This is a genomic window from Yoonia sp. MH D7 (assembly GCF_054439475.1).
Map to the genome: position 1 here is coordinate 2,162,563 of NZ_JBTJCF010000001.1, position 18,483 is coordinate 2,181,045.

At 57.9% G+C, this 18,483-nt stretch carries 16 protein-coding genes and 1 tRNA gene; 16 read left to right on the forward strand and 1 reads right to left on the reverse strand.

The window, feature by feature from the left end:
- Positions 1–2 precede the first annotated feature (2 nt).
- From ACXLHR_RS10585 to ACXLHR_RS10655, 15 genes are all read left to right on the forward strand, one after another.
- Positions 3–650 carry a PEBP family protein gene (locus ACXLHR_RS10585; protein WP_458791399.1) on the forward strand — a complete coding sequence of 216 codons (648 nt, stop codon included), beginning with the start codon at positions 3–5 and terminating at the stop codon, positions 648–650.
- A gap of 229 nt (positions 651–879) precedes the next feature.
- Positions 880–2,307 carry an IS1182 family transposase gene (locus tag ACXLHR_RS10590; RefSeq protein WP_458791400.1) on the forward strand — a complete coding sequence of 476 codons (1,428 nt, stop codon included), beginning with the start codon at positions 880–882 and terminating at the stop codon, positions 2,305–2,307.
- 246 nt (positions 2,308–2,553) lie between these two features.
- Positions 2,554–4,017 (forward strand): MocR-like pyridoxine biosynthesis transcription factor PdxR, encoded by a 1,464-nt coding sequence (pdxR, locus tag ACXLHR_RS10595; protein WP_458791401.1) that lies wholly within the window; start codon positions 2,554–2,556, stop codon positions 4,015–4,017.
- 119 nt (positions 4,018–4,136) lie between these two features.
- Positions 4,137–5,915 carry a sulfoacetaldehyde acetyltransferase gene (xsc, locus tag ACXLHR_RS10600; protein WP_458791402.1) on the forward strand — a complete coding sequence of 593 codons (1,779 nt, stop codon included), beginning with the start codon at positions 4,137–4,139 and terminating at the stop codon, positions 5,913–5,915.
- Positions 5,916–5,918: 3 nt separating this feature from the next.
- Complete coding sequence (locus ACXLHR_RS10605; RefSeq protein WP_458791403.1) at positions 5,919–6,659, forward strand: sulfite exporter TauE/SafE family protein; 741 nt, start codon at positions 5,919–5,921, stop codon at positions 6,657–6,659.
- A 7-nt stretch (positions 6,660–6,666) separates the two neighbouring features.
- On the forward strand, positions 6,667–7,602 hold the full coding sequence (locus tag ACXLHR_RS10610) for a phosphate acyltransferase (protein WP_458791404.1): 936 nt from the start codon (positions 6,667–6,669) through the stop codon (positions 7,600–7,602).
- Complete coding sequence (locus ACXLHR_RS10615) at positions 7,599–8,663, forward strand: acetate/propionate family kinase (protein WP_458791405.1); 1,065 nt, start codon at positions 7,599–7,601, stop codon at positions 8,661–8,663. The genes ACXLHR_RS10610 and ACXLHR_RS10615 overlap by 4 nt, the downstream gene beginning before the upstream one ends.
- Positions 8,664–8,680: 17 nt before the next feature.
- Positions 8,681–11,509, forward strand: a complete 2,829-nt coding sequence (locus ACXLHR_RS10620) for a molybdopterin oxidoreductase family protein (protein WP_458791406.1) — start codon at positions 8,681–8,683, stop codon at positions 11,507–11,509.
- The gene (locus ACXLHR_RS10625; RefSeq protein ID WP_458791407.1) at positions 11,506–11,658 is read left to right on the forward strand and encodes a hypothetical protein; all 153 of its coding nucleotides are present in this window, start codon (positions 11,506–11,508) and stop codon (positions 11,656–11,658) included. Before ACXLHR_RS10620 ends, ACXLHR_RS10625 begins: the two co-directional genes overlap by 4 nt.
- Positions 11,655–12,416 carry a 4Fe-4S dicluster domain-containing protein gene (locus ACXLHR_RS10630; protein ID WP_458791408.1) on the forward strand — a complete coding sequence of 254 codons (762 nt, stop codon included), beginning with the start codon at positions 11,655–11,657 and terminating at the stop codon, positions 12,414–12,416. The genes ACXLHR_RS10625 and ACXLHR_RS10630 overlap by 4 nt, the downstream gene beginning before the upstream one ends.
- Positions 12,416–13,288: a dimethyl sulfoxide reductase anchor subunit family protein gene (locus tag ACXLHR_RS10635; protein WP_458791409.1), complete on the forward strand. Its 873-nt coding sequence runs from the start codon at positions 12,416–12,418 to the stop codon at positions 13,286–13,288. The genes ACXLHR_RS10630 and ACXLHR_RS10635 overlap by 1 nt, the downstream gene beginning before the upstream one ends.
- Positions 13,289–13,556: 268 nt before the next feature.
- Complete coding sequence (locus tag ACXLHR_RS10640) at positions 13,557–14,444, forward strand: 2-dehydro-3-deoxygalactonokinase (protein WP_458791410.1); 888 nt, start codon at positions 13,557–13,559, stop codon at positions 14,442–14,444.
- An 87-nt stretch (positions 14,445–14,531) separates the two neighbouring features.
- Positions 14,532–14,798 (forward strand): hypothetical protein, encoded by a 267-nt coding sequence (locus tag ACXLHR_RS10645; protein ID WP_458791411.1) that lies wholly within the window; start codon positions 14,532–14,534, stop codon positions 14,796–14,798.
- Positions 14,798–15,760, forward strand: a complete 963-nt coding sequence (locus tag ACXLHR_RS10650) for an aldose epimerase family protein (protein WP_458791412.1) — start codon at positions 14,798–14,800, stop codon at positions 15,758–15,760. Before ACXLHR_RS10645 ends, ACXLHR_RS10650 begins: the two co-directional genes overlap by 1 nt.
- A 247-nt stretch (positions 15,761–16,007) precedes the next feature.
- A tRNA-Met gene (locus tag ACXLHR_RS10655) sits at positions 16,008–16,084 on the forward strand.
- A gap of 318 nt (positions 16,085–16,402) precedes the next feature.
- Here ACXLHR_RS10655 and hemC read toward each other — a convergent pair.
- Entirely contained in the window at positions 16,403–17,344 is a 942-nt protein-coding gene (gene hemC, locus ACXLHR_RS10660; RefSeq protein ID WP_458791413.1) for a hydroxymethylbilane synthase, read from the reverse strand.
- A gap of 82 nt (positions 17,345–17,426) precedes the next feature.
- Between hemC and hemE the strand changes: the two genes are divergently transcribed.
- Entirely contained in the window at positions 17,427–18,461 is a 1,035-nt protein-coding gene (gene hemE / locus ACXLHR_RS10665) for a uroporphyrinogen decarboxylase (protein WP_458791414.1), read from the forward strand.
- Positions 18,462–18,483 lie beyond the last annotated feature (22 nt).

An 18,483-nucleotide genomic window follows, 5' to 3' on the forward strand; every position in this document is an offset into this window, starting at 1 on the left:
ATATGCGCTTTATTCTTGCAACAGTGGCGGCCCTGACAGCCTGTGCCGCTCAGGCCGAAACCCGCGACATCACCGCCGATGTCTGGGTCGACAACTGGTTCTCTCTGTCGGCCAACGGCGAAATGGTCATAGAAGACTCCGTCCCGATTACGACAGAGCGGTCATTTAACAAAGAAACTGCGACCTTTTCAGTCGATCTGCCAGCAGTGATCGCGATCAAAGCAAAGGATTTCAAGGAAAACGACACCGGTCTGGAATATATTGGCACAGATCGCCAGCAAATGGGCGACGGCGGTATGATTGCCCAGTTCAGGGATGCGGTGTCGGGTGAAACGTTGGCCGTGACCGATGGGGATATGAGATGTTTAGTTGTGCACTTTGCTCCGGTTGAGCCGTCTTGCGCAGAAGAAGCGAATCCCGTCGCAGGCGAAGGGGTCTGCGGTTTTGTCGCCACTGACATACCTGCCGACTGGACCACGCCCGATTTTGATGACAGCGATTGGCCCGCCGCAATCGTCCATTCCGCAGCCAGCGTCGGCCCGAAGGACGGCTATGACGAGGTTAAATGGGACGACAGCGCAGAGCTGGTCTGGGGTGAAAGCCTGAAGCAAGACAACACGTTGCTGTGCCGCTTGACGATCAGCGAATAGGTCAATCAATACCTGAAGGACGTGGCATAATACGCGCCATGTCCTTCAGAAATGGCGTGCCGCATCATGATAAAGAAGCTAGCAGAACGGGTTAGTCTCTGCAGTGACACTGCCGACCTAAAACGACCCAGACTGTGTGGAAACTCATCGCTTTATGGAAGTAGGTGTTTATCGCTAATTTTGCCTGATTGAGGATTCCCTGTGGGGTGAGGAAATGGTATATTTTTGCATGACACACATCCAAGGAAGTTCCCGCGCACAGACGCTTTTGTTGCCTGCCTGCGTGGATGATTATGTTGGTTCCGACAACGTGGTCCGGTTCATTGAGGCCTTTGTCGAAAGCCTAGATCTTGCGGCGGCAGGCTTTGAGCGGGCGCGGCCCAAAGCCACCGGCAGGCCGGGGTATGATCCAAGCGATTTGCTGAAGCTTTACATTTACGGCTATCTGAACCGGGTGCGCTCAAGCCGTCGTCTGGAGGCAGAGACGCACCGCAATCTGGAAGTTATCTGGCTGATGCGTCAGTTGCGGCCTGATTTTAAGACCATTGCTGACTTCCGGCGCGAGAACAAAACGTCTTTCCGGAAAGTCTTCCGTGAGTTTGTGGTCCTGTGCCGTAGCCTTAATTTGTTTGGCCGTGAGCTGATTGCCGTCGATGGTACACGGCTGAAGGCGGTAAACAGCGGCCAGCGCAACTTTACCAAGGGCAAACTGGCCAAAGCCATGGCTGAGAGTGATGAACGGTTGGCCCGCTATCTCAAACAGTTAGATGAGGCGGACAAAGACGACACGACGCTCCCGGAGCGAGTGGACAATCTGGAAGAGAAGATCGCAGCCATCAAAGAGCGACGCGCCCAACTGGAGCAGCACCGCGTAGAACTGGACGCCAGCGGCGAGGATCAGATATCGCTGACGGACCCGGATGCGCGTGCGATGCATTCCTCAAGCCGCATTGGGGTTGGCTACAACATCCAGATCGCTGTTGATACCAAGCATAAACTGATTGTGGAGCAACAAGTCCACAATAAAGTCAGCGACTTGGGGCTATTGAGCGAGACAGCCAATGCTGCCCGGGAAAATCTGGGCGTTGATCATATCGATGTCGTTGCTGATCGGGGCTACTACAAGATTGAAGACATCGAAGATTGCGAAGCCGTTGGCGTCACGCCCTATGTTCCCAAGCCGCTGCGCGGCTCTGCCGTCAAGAACGGGTTTTTCACAAAAGAGCAGTTCCGCGATGATGCTGAAGCTGACGTTTTGATCTGTCTGGGTGGCCACAAACTTGCGCCAAAGTACAAGCGTAAGATCCGCGACAATGACGCCATGACCTATGTAAATACGAAAGCCTGCAAGGGCTGCGATCTACGGGCGCAATGCACCAATGCAGCTGCCCGAAAGGTTACGCGCTACGCAAACGAGGCCATTCTAGATCGGATGGCGGAACGGCTAGCTGCAAGGCCTGAGGTCATGGATCATCGCCGCGAGAGCGTCGAACATCCCTTTGGCTCGATCAAGCAGTGGATGGGCCACAGGAACTTCCTCACGCGCCGCATTGAGAATGTCAGAGGTGAGTTCAGTCTGACAGCGCTGGCCTACAATATCCGCCGCGCCTTGACCCTCGTCGGCGTGGCCGGCCTCATGAGCGCCATCAGCGCCTAATGGGGCTTTGGCCGGCTAATTCCGGCTGAAACAGTTCCATAAATCCGCAAAAACGCCGTTTTGCCAGTGGATGGAGGCCCAATTGCTGAAACGGTGCCAAAATCTCATAGGTATCTCTGAGGGTGTAATCAGTGCGAGCAGAAAGTGCGTTTCCACACAGTCTGGACCGTTTTTGAAAGACCTCACACCACCCCCTTGCACCCCGCTTTTGATAAGTCCAATCTGGCCCACAAATAAGGCCAGTCAATGCCCATATCCGTTGAGACTTTCTTTCTAGCCCCCACGACTGAGGGTACCCTGCAAGCCCGCATCCAGCAGATGGTTGCGCAAGGCATCCTCTCGGGTCGCTTTCGGGCTGGCGAACGGCTGCCGTCATCGCGCAAAATGGCGCTGCATCTCGGCGTCAGCCGGATCACCGTCACCCTCGCCTATACCGAACTGGTGGCCGACGATTATCTGACCTCTCGCGGCCGCTCCGGCTATTTTGTCTCGGACAACGCCCCTGAACCGCCCGCCTTTTCGCCCCTGCAAGCCGACCCCAGCACCGTGGACTGGACCCGCGCCATCGCACACCCCTACGCGCCCGCCCTTGGCATGGACAAACCCGCCGACTGGGCGAACTACCGCTACCCGTTCATCTACGGTCAAGCCGACGTCAGCCTGTTTGATACCGCCAACTGGCGGCTCTGCGCGCTCAAAGCCTTGGGCAAACGCGACTTTTCCGCCCTCACCGCCGACTATTTCGACAAAGACGACCCACAACTGATCGACTTCATCGCACGCCAAACCCTGCCGCGGCGCGGCATTCTCGCCAAACCAGAAGAAATCCTTGTCACGATGGGCGCGCAAAACGCGCTCTGGCTCACGACGCAGGTCCTGCTTAACGCCCGCCGCCGCGCTGTCGTTGAGGACCCCTGCTATCCCGCCATGCGCCAAATCCTCGACCAATCGCGCTGCCACCTCACCTCGCTTGCCATCGACGCGGGCGGTATTCCCCCTGATGCAATCCCACACGATACCGACGTGGTTTTCACCACCCCAAGCCACCATTGCCCCACTGCCGCCACCATGCCCCTTTCGCGACGCAAAGCCCTGCTTGCCAAAGCCGAAGCCGACGATTTCCTCGTGGTTGAAGACGACTATGAATGTGAAATGTCGTTTCTCAATCCGCCCTCCCCCTCGCTCAAGTCCTTGGATAAAACAGGGCGGGTTATCTACGTCGGCTCGTTCTCGAAGTCCCTGTTTCCGGGCCTGCGTTTGGGCTATCTTGTCGGTCCTGAACCCTTCATCCGTGAAGCACGCGCACTGCGCGCTTCGGTTCTGCGCCACCCCCCAGGACATATCCAGCGCACCGTCAGCTACTACCTTTCGCTCGGCCACTTTGACGCCCAAATGCGGCGCACTGCCCGCGCCTACCACCACCGGCGCAACGTGCTGGACGCCGCCCTCAAAGCCGAAGGTCTGAACGCCGCCCCCCAAGATACCTATGGTGGATCTTCTGTCTGGTTGCGCGCCCCGACTGGCATCGACACCACAGCACTTGCCCTCACATTGCGCGCCTCTGGCGTGCTGATCGAACCGGGGGCTCCATTCTTTGCCGCACAAACCCCACCCACCGAATTTTTCCGCCTCGCCTATTCCTCGATCCCCGCCGAACGCATTCCTGCGGGCATCGCCCTAATCGCACAAGCCATCCGCGACGCCGCTTGACTGGCTATAATCTACGCATACAACTGGCCCTAACGCAGAACTACGCGCGCCCATAATGTTGCCAGCAACAAGCCAAGGCATTTCTGCCGCCGCTTCACCGTTCAAAGGACCGCACCCCCATGAAAATGACCACCGAAGAAGCTTTCGTCAAAACCTTGCAAATGCATGGAATCGATAACGCTTTTGGGATCATCGGCTCTGCGATGATGCCGATCTCCGACATTTTCCCCGATGCTGGCATCACGTTCTGGGACTGCGCACATGAAACCAATGGCGGCATGATGGCCGACGGGTTCACGCGGGCGACGGGCAAAATGTCGATGATGATCGCGCAAAACGGGCCAGGCATCACCAACTTCGTCACCGCCGTGAAAACCGCCTACTGGAACCACACGCCAGTCTTGCTGGTCACGCCACAAGCGGCGAATAAGACCATCGGCCAAGGCGGTTTTCAGGAAATGGAGCAGATGAACCTGTTCAAAGACTGCGTCGCGTATCAAGAAGAAGTCCGCGACCCGACCCGTATTGCCGAAACGCTGAACCGCGTGATCATGCAAGCCAAACGCGCCTCGGCCCCCGCACAGATCAACGTGCCGCGCGATTTCTGGACCCAAGTGATCGACATCGAGCTGCCAACAATCGTGGACTTTGAATTGCCACAGGGCGGCGAGGTCGCGGTGACCGAAGCAGCGTCCCTTTTGTCGTCCGCCAAATTCCCAGTTATCCTGAACGGCGCTGGCGCGATCCTGTCAAAAGGCGGCATTGAAGCCTCGCGCATCCTCGCCGAAACGCTCGGCGCCCCTGTTTGCGTCGGCTACCAGCACAACGACGCCTTCCCGGGAAATCACCCGCTTTACGCAGGGCCGCTAGGTTACAACGGCTCAAAAGCAGGCATGGAATTGATCGCAAAAGCCGACGTCGTGCTGTGCCTCGGCACCCGCCTCAACCCGTTCTCGACCCTTCCGGGCTACGGCATTGATTACTGGCCAACGGATGCAAAAATCATCCAAGTTGACCTGAACCCCGACCGTATTGGCCTGACGAAAAAAGTCACCGTTGGCATTGTCGGTGACGCCGCCAAAGTCGCCACATCTATCCACGCTAAACTCTCAGACACTGCAGGCGATGCAGGCCGCGAGGCGCGTAAGGCGACCATCGCGCAAACCAAATCCGCATGGGCGCAAGAACTGACCTCCATGACCGACGAACAGGATGATCCGGGCACCGACTGGAACGTGCGCGCCCGCGCCGACAAGCCCGACTGGATGTCGCCCCGCATGGCATGGCGCGCGATCCAATCCGCCCTGCCCGCCGACGCAATCATTAGCTCGGACATCGGCAACAACTGCGCCATCGGCAATGCCTATCCGTCGTTTAACGACAGTCGCAAATATCTCGCGCCGGGCCTGTTTGGTCCTTGCGGTTACGGCCTTCCCTCCATCGTTGGCGCAAAAATCGGCCAGCCAGATGTACCTGTTGTGGGCTTTGCTGGCGACGGCGCATTTGGCATCTCGGTCAATGAGCTGACCGCCATCGGGCGCAGCGAATGGCCCGCGATTACCCAAGTCGTGTTCCGCAACTACCAATGGGGCGCAGAAAAGCGCAACTCGACCCTCTGGTTCGACGATAACTTCGTTGGCACAGAGCTCGACGAGCAGGTCTCTTATGCAGGGATAGCCAAGGCTTGCGGGCTGAAAGGTGTGGTCGCGCGCACCCAAGCCGAGCTGACAGCCGCCCTCTCGCAAGCGATCAAAGACCAAATGGAAAACGGCATCACCACCCTGATTGAGGCGATGATCAACCAAGAACTCGGTGATCCCTTCCGCCGCGACGCCATGAAAAAACCGGTGAAAGTCGCGGGAATTTCAAAAGCCGACATGCGCCGGCAATCTGTCTAGTCCTTGCTGCTCGACCTTGCCCCCATCACACTCGCCGCTCTCAGCATCGCATTGCTTGGGGCGGCTTTTGTGCGCGGCTATTCAGGCTTCGGCTTCTCGGCTATTTTCATCGCCTTCGCCTCGCTCCTGACCAACCCCATCCCGCTAATCCCCGTGGTTTTCACCTGCGAAATCGCAATGACCGCCCTGCAAGCCCGCAACATCCGCCCGCACATCGACTGGCGGCGTGTCCTGACGCTCCTCGCAGGGGCGGCACTTGCGCTGCCGTTCTCGGTCTGGGTCATGCTGCGGGTCGGCGAAGACACCGCGCGCTTCAGCATCTCTGCGATCATCTTTATCATGGCGCTGATCCTGCTTTCAGGCTGGTCGTTGCACTCTGCCCTGCGCACCAAAGGGCATCTGGGCATCGGCGTCATCTCGGGACTGTGCAACGCGGCAGGGGTCGGCGGATTGCCTGTCGCGGCGTTTATGACAGCTCAATCCATCCCCGCAAATGTGTTCCGCGCCACCATGATCGTCTACCTGACGGGGCTTGATCTGATGACCCTCCCTTTGATGTGGGCGGGCGGCATGGTGACATGGGACACAGCGATCGGCGCAGCCTTTGCCCTGCCGATCCTCGCGCTCGGCGTCCAGCTTGGCAGCAGACAATTTTTATCGGCAACACCCAAGACATTCCGCCGGTTTGCAGTCATGTTGCTGCTGACACTTTCACTTGCGGGACTGATCCACGCATTTCTATGAGGTCCCGATGACATCCCCTTTCGTATCGTCCAAAACCGCCATTGTACCACAAAACCTGCTTGATATGGCACACCATTTTGGCGGCCCGCGGGTGGCTATTGCCTGTGCAGGCGGACCGCTTCCGATGCAAGCCGCGAAAGAAGCAACAGCGCTTGATCTGATGACCCCCGTTTTTGTCGGCAAGCCCGACCTGATCCGCAAAGAGGCCGCAGCCCTGAACTGGGATATCTCGGCCTATCCGCTGCACACGGCCATGACCGAAGAAGATGCGGGCCTGATCGCTGCCACGCTTTGCGGCGCAGGCGATGCGGATGTGCTGATGAAGGGCGATATTAAAACCCACCACTTCCTTGCGGGCGCGCTGGCGCGGGATGCGGGGCTGCGCACCGAGGAACGGCTGATCCACATCTTCCACATCAGCCCGGCAGAAGGCGGGAAACCGATCCTGATTTCGGATGCTGCGGTGAACATCCGGCCCAATATCAACGTGCGTAAAATCGCCATGCGGCGGGTTGCGGACCTGTTGCAGATCCTTGGCACCAATCGGCCAAAAATCGCAATCCTGTCAGGCACCGAAACCCCGACCGAAGCGTTTCCCTCGTCCATGGAAGCCCGCGAACTCGCCGACTGGGCCAAAACCCATATGCCCGATGCGGACGTCTCAGGCCCCCTCGCGCTCGACCTGATACTGTCCTCTGCATCCGCCGCAACCAAAGGCATGACCAACGACCCCGTTGCAGGCTTTGCCGACGCAATCATCGTTCCCGATGTGATCTCTGGCAACGCGCTGTTCAAAGCCTTTGTCTACCTGTCGGGCGGCTGCGCTGCGGGCATCGTGTCAGGCGCAAAAGTGCCGATCCTGCTGACCTCGCGCGCCGACCCGATTGCGGCGCGTATCGCGTCGATTGCAATCGCGAATATCACCTGCGGACTGCCTAAATGATCCTTGTTGTGAATGCTGGCTCGTCTTCGCTGAAAGTCGCACTTTACAATCGCGACCTCGAGAAACTGACGGCGGGCAGCATCACCGAAATCGGCAGCGACGGCAGGTTCACGCTGGGCGACACAGGTCGCGACGTCGCCATTCCCGACCACGCGGCCGCCGTCGCACTGGTGTTGTCAGAACTGGATCTTGCGGGCTATCCGCTTTCTGGCTTGACCGCTTGCGGCCACCGCGTGGTGCACGGTGGCGCGCACATGACCACGGCCGCAAGGTTGACGCCAGAGGTGATCGATATAATCACCGACTGCATCCCGCTCGCGCCCCTGCACAACCCTGCGAACCTGTCAGCGATCCACGCGCTTGGCACATTGGCGCCAAACCTGCCGCAATTTGCGAGTTTTGACACATCCTTCCACGCGTCCAATCCGCCTGTCGCCACCCGCTACGCGATCCCGCAGCAGTTGCACGACGTGGGACTACGCCGCTACGGCTTCCATGGCTCCAGTTATGCACATATCGTGGGGTCATTCGACAGCGACCTGCCGCCCCGCTTGCTTGCTTTCCACCTTGGCAACGGGGCCAGCCTTTGCGCAATCAAAGACGGCAAATCGGTCGCCACATCGATGGGATACTCGCCGGTATCAGGCCTGACGATGGGGACGCGGTCAGGCGATATCGACGCTGCAGCAGTCCTGCGCATTGCCAGCGAAGCGGACATCGCTGGCGCAGACGATCTGCTCAACACACAAAGCGGCCTGACAGCGCTTGCAGGCGACAACGACATGCGCGCACTACTGGCCCGCAATGACACAGCGGCCAAATTTGCTGTCGATCATTTCTGCTATTGGGCGGCGCGCCACGCAGGATCCGCAATCGTTGCAATGGGCGGTATCGATGCGGTCGCTTTCACCGGAGGCATCGGCGAAAACGCGCCGCAAATCCGCCGTACCATCATGGACCATCTGTCGTGTTTCGGCGATATCCCCGTACATGTCATTGCCGCCGATGAGGAAAGACAAATCGCCCGCGATGCGCTAGGCTTGCTACGCGCAACCTCTTGACTCGAAAGGCTCCTACCATGTCGCACACGCAACCCCATTTGGACCTTTCGCCCGCTGTCAGCGACGAGGTGCGTAAAACTACCTGCTACATGTGCGCCTGCCGGTGCGGCATCGACGTGCATATGAAGGACGGAAAAGTCGCCTATATCGAGGGTAACAAGGACCACCCTGTGAACAAAGGTGTGCTGTGTGCCAAGGGATCTGCGGGCATCATGCAGCACAATTCGCCGGCACGACTGCGCGCGCCGTTAAAGCGTGTCGGGCCGCGAGGGTCTGGCGAATTCGAGGAAATCACATGGGAAGAGGCGCTGACAATCGCGACCGAAACCCTCGCGCCAATCCGCGCAAACGCGCCTGAAAAACTGGCGTTTTTCACAGGCCGCGACCAGTCGCAGTCGTTCACATCCTTCTGGGCGCAGGGCTTTGGCACGCCCAACTACGCAGCCCACGGCGGGTTCTGTTCGGTCAACATGGCGGCGGCGGGCATCTATACGATGGGCGGCGCATTCTGGGAATTCGGCCAACCCGATTGGGACCATACCAAACTATTCATGCTGTTTGGTGTCGCTGAAGACCACGACAGCAACCCGATAAAAATGGGCATCGGCAAGATCAAGGAACGCGGCGCGCGCATGATCGGCGTGAACCCGATCCGCACAGGCTATAACGCGGTGGCCGATGATTGGGTCGGCATCACGCCGGGCACAGACGGGCAGTTTATCCTCGCGCTGATCCACTGCTTGATGAAAGCGGGCAAGATCGACCTCGACTATCTGGGGCGTTTCACCAATGCCTCGGTACTGATCAACGAAGATGAAAAATCCGACCAATTCGGGTTGTTCCTGCGCGATGAAAACGGCCAACCGCAAGTGATTGACCGCCGCACAGGAAAGTTGGCCCCGTGGAACGGCGAAGGGGTTGAGCCCGATCTCGCCGCTACCCACCGCGCCAAAGGCATCACGCACCGCCCTGTATTTCACCTGATGGCCGACCGTTATTTGTCGGATGCCTACGCCCCCGAAGCCATCGCGGAAAGCTGCGGCATCCCCGCCAAACGCATCCGCGCGATTGCCGCCGATCTGGCCCGCGTAGCCTTTGACGAAGCGATTGAGCTGGACCGCGAGTGGACCGATTTCCGTGGCGTGAAACATACCAAAATGATTGGCCGTCCCGTGTCATTCCACGCGATGCGCGGGATTTCGGCGCATTCCAACGGCTTCCAGACCTGCCGTGCGTTGCATGTGCTACAAATCATCCTCGGCAGTGTCGAAACACCCGGCGGAATGCGGTTCAAACCGCCCTACCCCAAACCTGCGACAGCCCACCCTAAGCCACATGGCAAGGTCACGGCAGGCGCGGCACTCGACGGACCGCACCTCGGTTATGTGCAAGGCCCCGAAGACCTGCTGCTGCAGCCAGACGGGTCCGCAACCCGCATCGACAAAGCCTTCACATGGGAAAACCCGATGTCGGCGCATGGTTTGATGCATATGGTGATCTCGAACGCCCACGCGGGCGACCCGTATAAAATCGACACGCTGTTCATGTATATGGCGAATATGGCGTGGAACTCGTCGATGAACACCGGCGGCGTTATGGCGATGCTGACTGACCAGAACGAGGACGGGTCTTATGTGATCCCGAACATCATTTACTCGGACGCCTATAGCTCTGAAATGGTGGCCTACGCCGATCTGGTGCTGCCTGACACCACCTATCTCGAACGGCACGACTGCATCTCGCTGCTGGACCGCCCGATCTGCGAAGCTGACGGTGTGGCCGATGCAATCCGCTGGCCTGTCGTGGAACCCGACCGCGATGTGCGCGGGTTCCAGTCGGTGCTGTGCGAATTGGGGGCGCGCCTTAACCTGCCCGGTTTTGTGAACGACGACGGTAGCCAGAAATACAAAGACTACGCCGACTATATCACCAACCATATTCGCCGCCCAGGGATTGGACCTCTGGCCGGCTTCCGCACGGGTGAAAAAGGTCTGCAAGGCGGGCGCGGTGATGCCAATGCGGGGCAGATCGACAACTACATCAAAAATGGCGGCTTCTGGCAGGAACACGTTCCGGAAAACTGCGCGTACTACAAACCTTTCTCGATGGATTACCAAAACTGGGCCGTGAAAATGGGTTTCTACGATGTGGTGCAACCCTACATTTTCCAGCTTTACGTCGAACCACTGCGCAAGTTTCAGGCAGCCGCCGAAGGCATTGGCACACGCCAACCACCCGACCATCTGCGCGGGCAAATCAAGGTCACGATGGACCCGCTGCCAATCTGGTATCCGCCGTTTGAGGACGGTCATGTCGACCCCGAAGAATACCCGATCCATGCGCTGACGCAGCGCCCGATGGCGATGTATCATGCGTGGGGCTCGCAAAACGCATGGCTGCGCCAAATCCACGGGCACAATCCGCTTTATGTCCCGACAAAGATTTGGGAAGCCAATAATTTCAAAGACGGCGAGTGGGCGCGGGTCAGCTCTGCGCATGGCTCGATCACTGTGCCTGTCGCACATCAGGCCTCGCTGAACCCGCATACGGTCTGGACGTGGAACGCAATTGGCAAACGCAAGGGCGCGTGGGCGCTAGAGACCGATGCCTCGGAGGCAACAAAAGGGTTCTTGTTAAACCACCTGATCCACGAGTTATTGCCGCCAAAAGGGGATGGGCTACGCTGGGCCAATTCCGACCCGATCACGGGGCAAGCGGCGTGGTTTGACCTGCGTGTGAAAATCGAAAAATCGGGCACCCCGAACGAGGCGCAACCTATTCTGCCAGCGATCAAATCGCCGGTCGGCACAGGGCCAAAAGATATCGCATGGAAGGTCGGCAAATGAGCAAGACGCAGATTTTGTTGATGATCCTTGTGTTTGTTGTGCTGACATTCGGATCGTTCATCTGGATGATTGTGACCTGGGACAAAGGCACCGAGACGTCGATCACCCTTGGTTTTCCATCTGAAATTTCACGGGAGGCGCGCGTATGACCCAACTTCCAACAAGCACCAAAAAGAAACTTGGCCTTGTGATCGACCTTGATACCTGCGTCGGCTGCCATGCTTGCGTGATTTCTTGCAAGGGCTGGAATACCGAAAATTACGGCGCGCCGTTGTCGGATCAAAATGCCTATTCTGGTGCCGCGTCGGGCACGTTTTTGAACCGTGTGCATAGTTACGAGGTTCAGCCCGAAGAAGGGGCGGCGCAACTGATCCATTTCCCCAAGTCCTGCCTGCATTGTGAAGACGCGCCTTGCGTGACGGTGTGCCCGACAGGGGCGAGTTATAAACGCGAGGAAGACGGGATTGTTCTGGTGAATGAGCAGGACTGCATTGGCTGTGGTTTGTGCGCATGGGCCTGTCCGTATGGCGCGCGCGAGTTGGATGCCAAGGAAGGGGTGATGAAAAAATGCACCCTTTGCGTAGACCGGATTTATAACGAGAACTTGCCCGAAGAAGACCGCCAGCCTGCCTGCGTGCGCACCTGCCCGTCCAATGCGCGCCACTTTGGCGATTTGGCGGACCCCGAAAGTGATGTGTCGATACTGGTCGCGGAACGTGGCGGGTTTGACTTGATGCCAGAGCAAGGCACGAAACCCGTCAACAAATACTTGCCACCACGCCCCAAAGATGTGGAGCCTGAATATGATATTTTGGCGCCCTATCTGGCCCCCGTTGCCAGTGACGGCAAAGGGTTTGTGCATTGGCTGGACAAGGCGCTGTCGGCCCTACCCGGAGGCGCGAAATAATGCATCCAGCACCCTCAGTTATCGCGTTCACGACATTTTCAGGCTTGGGCTTTGGCCTGTTGTTCTGGATGGGGATCGGGATGCCTGCCGCCACGGGATTGATCGGATTTGTATTTTTCGTCATCGCCTATGTGCTGGCTGTGGGCGGATTGTTGGCGTCAATGTTTCACCTTGGGCGGCCAGAGCGTGCGATGAAGGCGTTTAGCCAGTGGAAAACAAGCTGGTTGTCGCGCGAGGGAATTTGTGCGGTTTTCACCTTGGTGATTATGGCGGTTTACGGCGCAGGATTGGTATTTTTCAGCACCGAGATCAAGGTATTGGGATGGCTTGGTGCCGCGGGCGCGCTTGTGACGGTGTTCACCACCTCGATGATTTATGCGCAAATGAAAACCGTCCCGCGCTGGAACCATTGGACCACAATTGCGCTGTTTTTGAACCTGTCGCTGGCGGGCGGTGCGTTACTGTCAGGTAATGTTAAGATTGCCGTGCCACTGTTGATCACGGCGGGCGCGTTGCAGGCATTTGCGTGGTTTCACGGTGACGGACGGTTTATGGCGTCGGGGACCACGATGGCGAGTGCGACAGGCTTGGGGCATATCGGCAAGGTCCGCGCCTTTGAGCCGCCGCACACCGGCACGAACTACCTGATGAAAGAATTCATTCACGAAGTTGGGCGCAAGCATGCGATGCAGGTGCGGATGATTGCCTTGGGGCTGGGATTTATAGTGCCTGTGGTGTTTTTATTGTTGTCGTTCAATCACTGGATGGGACTGCTGGCGGTCGTCAGTCATGTTCTTGGCATATTGGCGCTACGCTGGTTATTTTTTGCGCAGGCCGAGCACGTGGTGGGGCTATACTACGGGAAACGATGATTTGCCGGCAGTTTTTTCCACTTAAACCTTATCCGCGGATACGGTTTTCGATGTCACCGTCAAAAAGGTAAGTGCGCGCGGCAGGAACGTGAATGGGCCTCGCCCGAGGCCTCGGTTGCGCGTCTGGACAAACAGGCGCTCAAGTCGTTTATGACGCCCGAGGACGCGGCTGGTGGCACACTGCTGCTAGCGTCGGGTACTTGCTGCGATGATAACAGGTCAGATGACTGCCGTTGATGGCGGCCTGGCGATGCTAGGGTAGATGATGATGCAAAAACCGGATTGGATTGCGGTCGATTGGGGCACGAACAATATGCGTGCTTGGGCGATGTCGGCGGGTGGGACTGTGCTTGCGGATGGGCGTTCGGACAAGGGGACAGACGGGCTAAAGCCTGAACAGTTCGAGCCTGCTTTGCGCGAGGTGATTGCTTCGTGGGATCATGCGGGCGTGCCGATTATTGCCTGTGGTATGGTGGGAGCAAGGCAAGGCTGGGTCGAAGCGCCTTTTGCCACTGTGCCTTGTGCCGCAACGTCTGAGGGATTTACCCAGCCCGATGCAGGTGATCTGGATGTGCATATTATTGCCGGTGTAAAACAGGCGGATCCTGCGGACGTGATGCGCGGTGAAGAAACCCGGATTGCCGGTTTTTTGGCGCAAAACAAGCGGTGGGACGGCGTGATTTGCCTGCCCGCAACGCATACGAAGTGGGTGCATGTAAGCGCCGATGAGATCGTTAGCTTTCAGACCTATATGACCGGCGAGATGTTTGCGGCCCTTGGCGCGCATACGGTGCTCTGCGATGCGGTGAGTGGTGATGGTTGGGATGACGTCGCGTTTGACGCAGGAGTTGCCGATGCGATGGCGCGGCCTGAGAGGTTGGCGGCGCGGCTGTTTTCATTGCGTGCCGAGGGGCTGTTGAACGGCATGTCGAATGCTACGGCGCGCGCGCGTCTGTCGGGGCTTTTGATCGGGGCGGAACTGGCCGGGGCAAAGCCGTATTGGTTGGGCCAGCAGGTTGCCGTGATTGGCGCGGGTGGATTGGCGGCACTCTATGTGCGCGCGCTTGCGTCGTTGTCGGTGCATGCGATGCAGGTCAAGGGTGACGCGATTACATTGGCGGGGCTAACGGCGGCTTATCGTCGTTTGATAGGGTAGCTCACGTCACAATTGCCATCGATTGCGATTCTGCGCGGGCTGACGTTAAGACTTTTCACATCAAAACCGGTTATAACAAATGCGACGGTGCATTTTTCGACCAAGCATGGGCAGCCTGCGATTATGGGTGAGGATCATAACCAATATATGGCAGGCTCGCCTGATAATGACACCTTTGACGAGATTATGCGCGGGCTGTGTGATACCATGAGGATCGAAACATTCGCATTGCCCGACAGCTTGCGGATCAGAAATACGGAGACGCACCGGTTTGAGTTCGATTATGCGCCCAAGGTCCAGCGCTTGGGTGATGTGGTTGTGCCTGCAACGGGTGTGCATTGGGAGGTGTTGTGATGCATTTTGATACGACTTCTGACGGTAAAGACGTTGAGAAAATCACCATTTTGGCTGGGGATTTGAGCGTTGGTATACTGACGTTTGGGGCGACGTTGCATGAGGTGCGCCTGAAGGGTGTTGAGTATAACCTGACGCGCGGCGCGGATAATTTGGCCGCTTATGCAGGCGATTGGCGATATCACGGCGGGATTATTGGCCCGATTGCCAATCGAATTGGCAATGCGCGTATCAATGTGGGCGGCATGATGCATGAGCTGGAACGCAATCAGGACGGACGTGTCCATTTGCACTCTGGCAAGGATGCGACCCACGCACAGGTGTGGCGTGTTTTGGCGCGCGATAGTGCCAGTGTGACGCTGGCGCTGACGTTGCCTGATGGGATGTGTGGGTTGCCGGGGCATCGAGAGATTACTGCGACATATAGTGTCAGTGCGCCAGCGCGTTTGACGCTAGAGATTGGCGGCACGACGGACGGCGATACGGTGATGAACTTTACGCAGCACGGTTATTGGAATTTGGACGGCAGTACCGATTGGACGGGGCATCATTTGCGCGTTGATGCGCGGTGTTATTTGCCGACCGATGATGACGGGGTGCCAACTGGCGAGATTGTTAACGTTGAAGGTACGCTTGATTTACAGGAAGGGCCTGTGATTGCGTCGGCGACCCATGCGTTTGATCACAATTATTGTTTGGCGGGCGGCGCACAGACATTGCGAGATGTGGCGTGGTTGACGGGCGCAAGTGGCGTGCAGATGATCTTGGCAACAACGGAAGCGGGATTGCAGGTCTATGATGGACAGAGCAGCGGCTTTCAGGCGCTTGCACTGGAGGCGCAGGGTTGGCCTGACGCGCCCAATCATCGCGGGTTTCCGTCCATTAAGCTCCGCGCAGGCCAGAGCTATGCGCAGACGACGTCTTGGACGTTTTGTGTGAGCGACGGCTTGTCTGGTGGGTAGGGTGTGGTTTTAATCCACCTTCCGCAGCAGGTTAATCGATTCCCTGAAACGCAAAGTGAACAGAGCCATCGCCATAAAAATGGGCAAGGAGGTAAAAACAACGCCGTCATCCGTCCGGTATTTCGGTGTTTTTTGCCCGGTCACGTTCCTTCTTTTTATTAAGTTCGAGTTTATCGCGTTAAATCGACGCAAGAAACCAAGAAACGGTTTGACACCCCCGCCCTCACGACGTAATCGGTCACACGTTGGCGCGGTAGCTCAGTTGGTTAGAGCGATCGACTCATAATCGATAGGTCGGGAGTTCAAGTCTCCCTCACGCCACCACCTTTCCTCTTTTGCTCCGCATTGGTCCGCTATTGTGCGAGGCGCGATGCTTGGGTTTTTGCAGATCGCGATGGGACCGGTTGTGCGGAAGGCGGCCGTTGCGATCGAAGTTGTCACTGTGACGTCTGCAAATGCTTCAGCAGTGGGCGGTATTGCCTGCGCGCCGGTGCAGGCGTTTGAGGCCCGGCGCACTGGCGTGGATAAGCCCTGCTGCGAAGGCTTACGGAGTGTGTTGTGGCGGGGTGCAGGTTTCGCGCAATTTGTGATGGTTCGGCTATCACTTCGGCTCTAAACGGCCCCTGCCCCGCGCGCTTTCAGTTAGCCGTGCAAGAAGTTTGGCCCTGCGATTTCCAGCATTCTCAATGCCATTTCGCGGCCTAGCTCGGACCCGTCCTCGATGGGGGCGGTCGCGTCGTCGGTGTGCACCTCTGATCCGTCGGGGCGCAGGATCTCGCCGCGCAGGCGCAGGGTGGAGCCGTCAAGGTCAGCCAAGCCGCCGATGGGGGTTTCGCAGGAGCCGTCGAGGGCTTTGAGGAAAGCGCGCTCTGCCGCTAGGCGTTGTCCTGTCGGGGTGTCGTGGATCGCGGCGAGCATGTCGGCGATGCGCGTGTCGTCCAAACGCCGTTCGATGCCGATGGCACCTTGGGCGATGGCGGGCAGCATGTCTTCGACGTCGATGGCGGTGCGTTTCACGTCGTCGCGGCCCAAACGGTTGAGGCCAGCCATCGCGAGGAAGGTGGCTTGGGCCACGCCATCGCTAAGTTTTTGCAGGCGGGTCTGCACGTTGCCGCGAAATTCGACCACGTTCAGATCGGGGCGGCGCGCGAGGAGTTGGGCGCGGCGACGCAACGACGAGGTGCCGACAGTAACGCCTTGATCAAGGTCGCTGATCCGGTTGTGGGTCAGGGATACGAATGCGTCGCGCACATCTTCGCGCGGCAGGTAGGTGTTCAGAATCAGGCCCTGCGGCTGCAAGACGGGCATGTCTTTCATCGAGTGCACGGCGATGTGGATGGAGCCGTCGAGCAACGCCTCTTCGATTTCGCGGGTAAACAGGCCTTTGCCGCCGATGTCTTTCAAGGCGCGGTCTTGGATAATGTCCCCTGTGACCTTGATCACGACAATCGCGAAGGCTTCAAAAGGCAGATCAAAGGCCGCTGCCAGACGGGCGCGGGTCTCGTAGGCTTGGGCCAAGGCCAAAGGCGATCCACGGGTGCCGATGTTCAGCGGTTTGGCGGGGGTTGGGAAAATCTGTGTCATGCTGCGACTTCTAAACGCGGGGCGCACCATTGACAACGGCGCTGCGACTTGGGACGACAGATGCGACAAAAGGAAACGCATTATGACCCAAGATAAACTTATCCTTCGCGCGCTTGCCGGCGAAACGCTGCCCACCCCGCCCATCTGGATGATGCGCCAAGCGGGACGTTATTTGCCCGAATATAAGGCGACCCGTGCGCAGGCGGGGGATTTTCTGTCGCTGTGCTATAACCCCGAGCTGGCCGCCGAGGTGACGTTGCAACCGATCCGCCGTTACGGATTTGACGCGGCGATTATGTTTGCCGATATCTTGCTATTGCCGCAGGCGATGGGTGCAGATTTATGGTTTGTGACGGGTGAAGGGCCACGGTTGTCAACGATTACGACGGCGGATGAATTGGCGGCGTTGAAGCCGCTGGATGATATTGATGAGACCTTGAGCCCGATTTACGAGACCTTGAAAATTTTGAAGACCGAGCTGCCAAAGGAGACCACGTTGATCGGGTTTGCGGGCGCGCCTTGGACGGTTGCAACGTATATGATTGCGGGCAAAGGCACGCCGGATCAGGGACCTGCGCATAAGCTGAAGGACGAAAACCATCCGGTGTTTGATGGATTGATCCACCAGATTACCGAGGGCACCATTGCGTATTTGTCGCGCCAGATCGAAGCGGGTGCCGAAGTGGTGAAGCTGTTTGATAGTTGGGCTGGATCGTTACAGGGTGATGATTTCCTGAACTATTCCATTAAGCCGCAGCAGCGGATTATTGCGGCGTTGAAGGCCAAGCATCCGACCACACCGATCATCGCGTTTCCGCGTGGAGCTGGTGCACGCTATGTCGGGATGCATGCGGCGACGGGTGCGGATTGCATCGCGTTGGATGATGGTGTCGAGGCGGATTGGGCCGCGCAGAATGTGCAAAATGGTGGCTGCGTGCAAGGTAACCTGGCATCGCGCCATATGGTGACGGGTGGTGAAGATTTGGTGCGCGAGACAAAAGCGATTTGCAAAGCGTTTTCAAACGGGCCGCATATTTTCAATCTCGGGCATGGGATCACACCGGATGCCAACCCTGACAATGTGCAGTTGATGATTGATACGGTGCGCGGCGCTTAGTTTTCTGGGTAAGACGATGTTG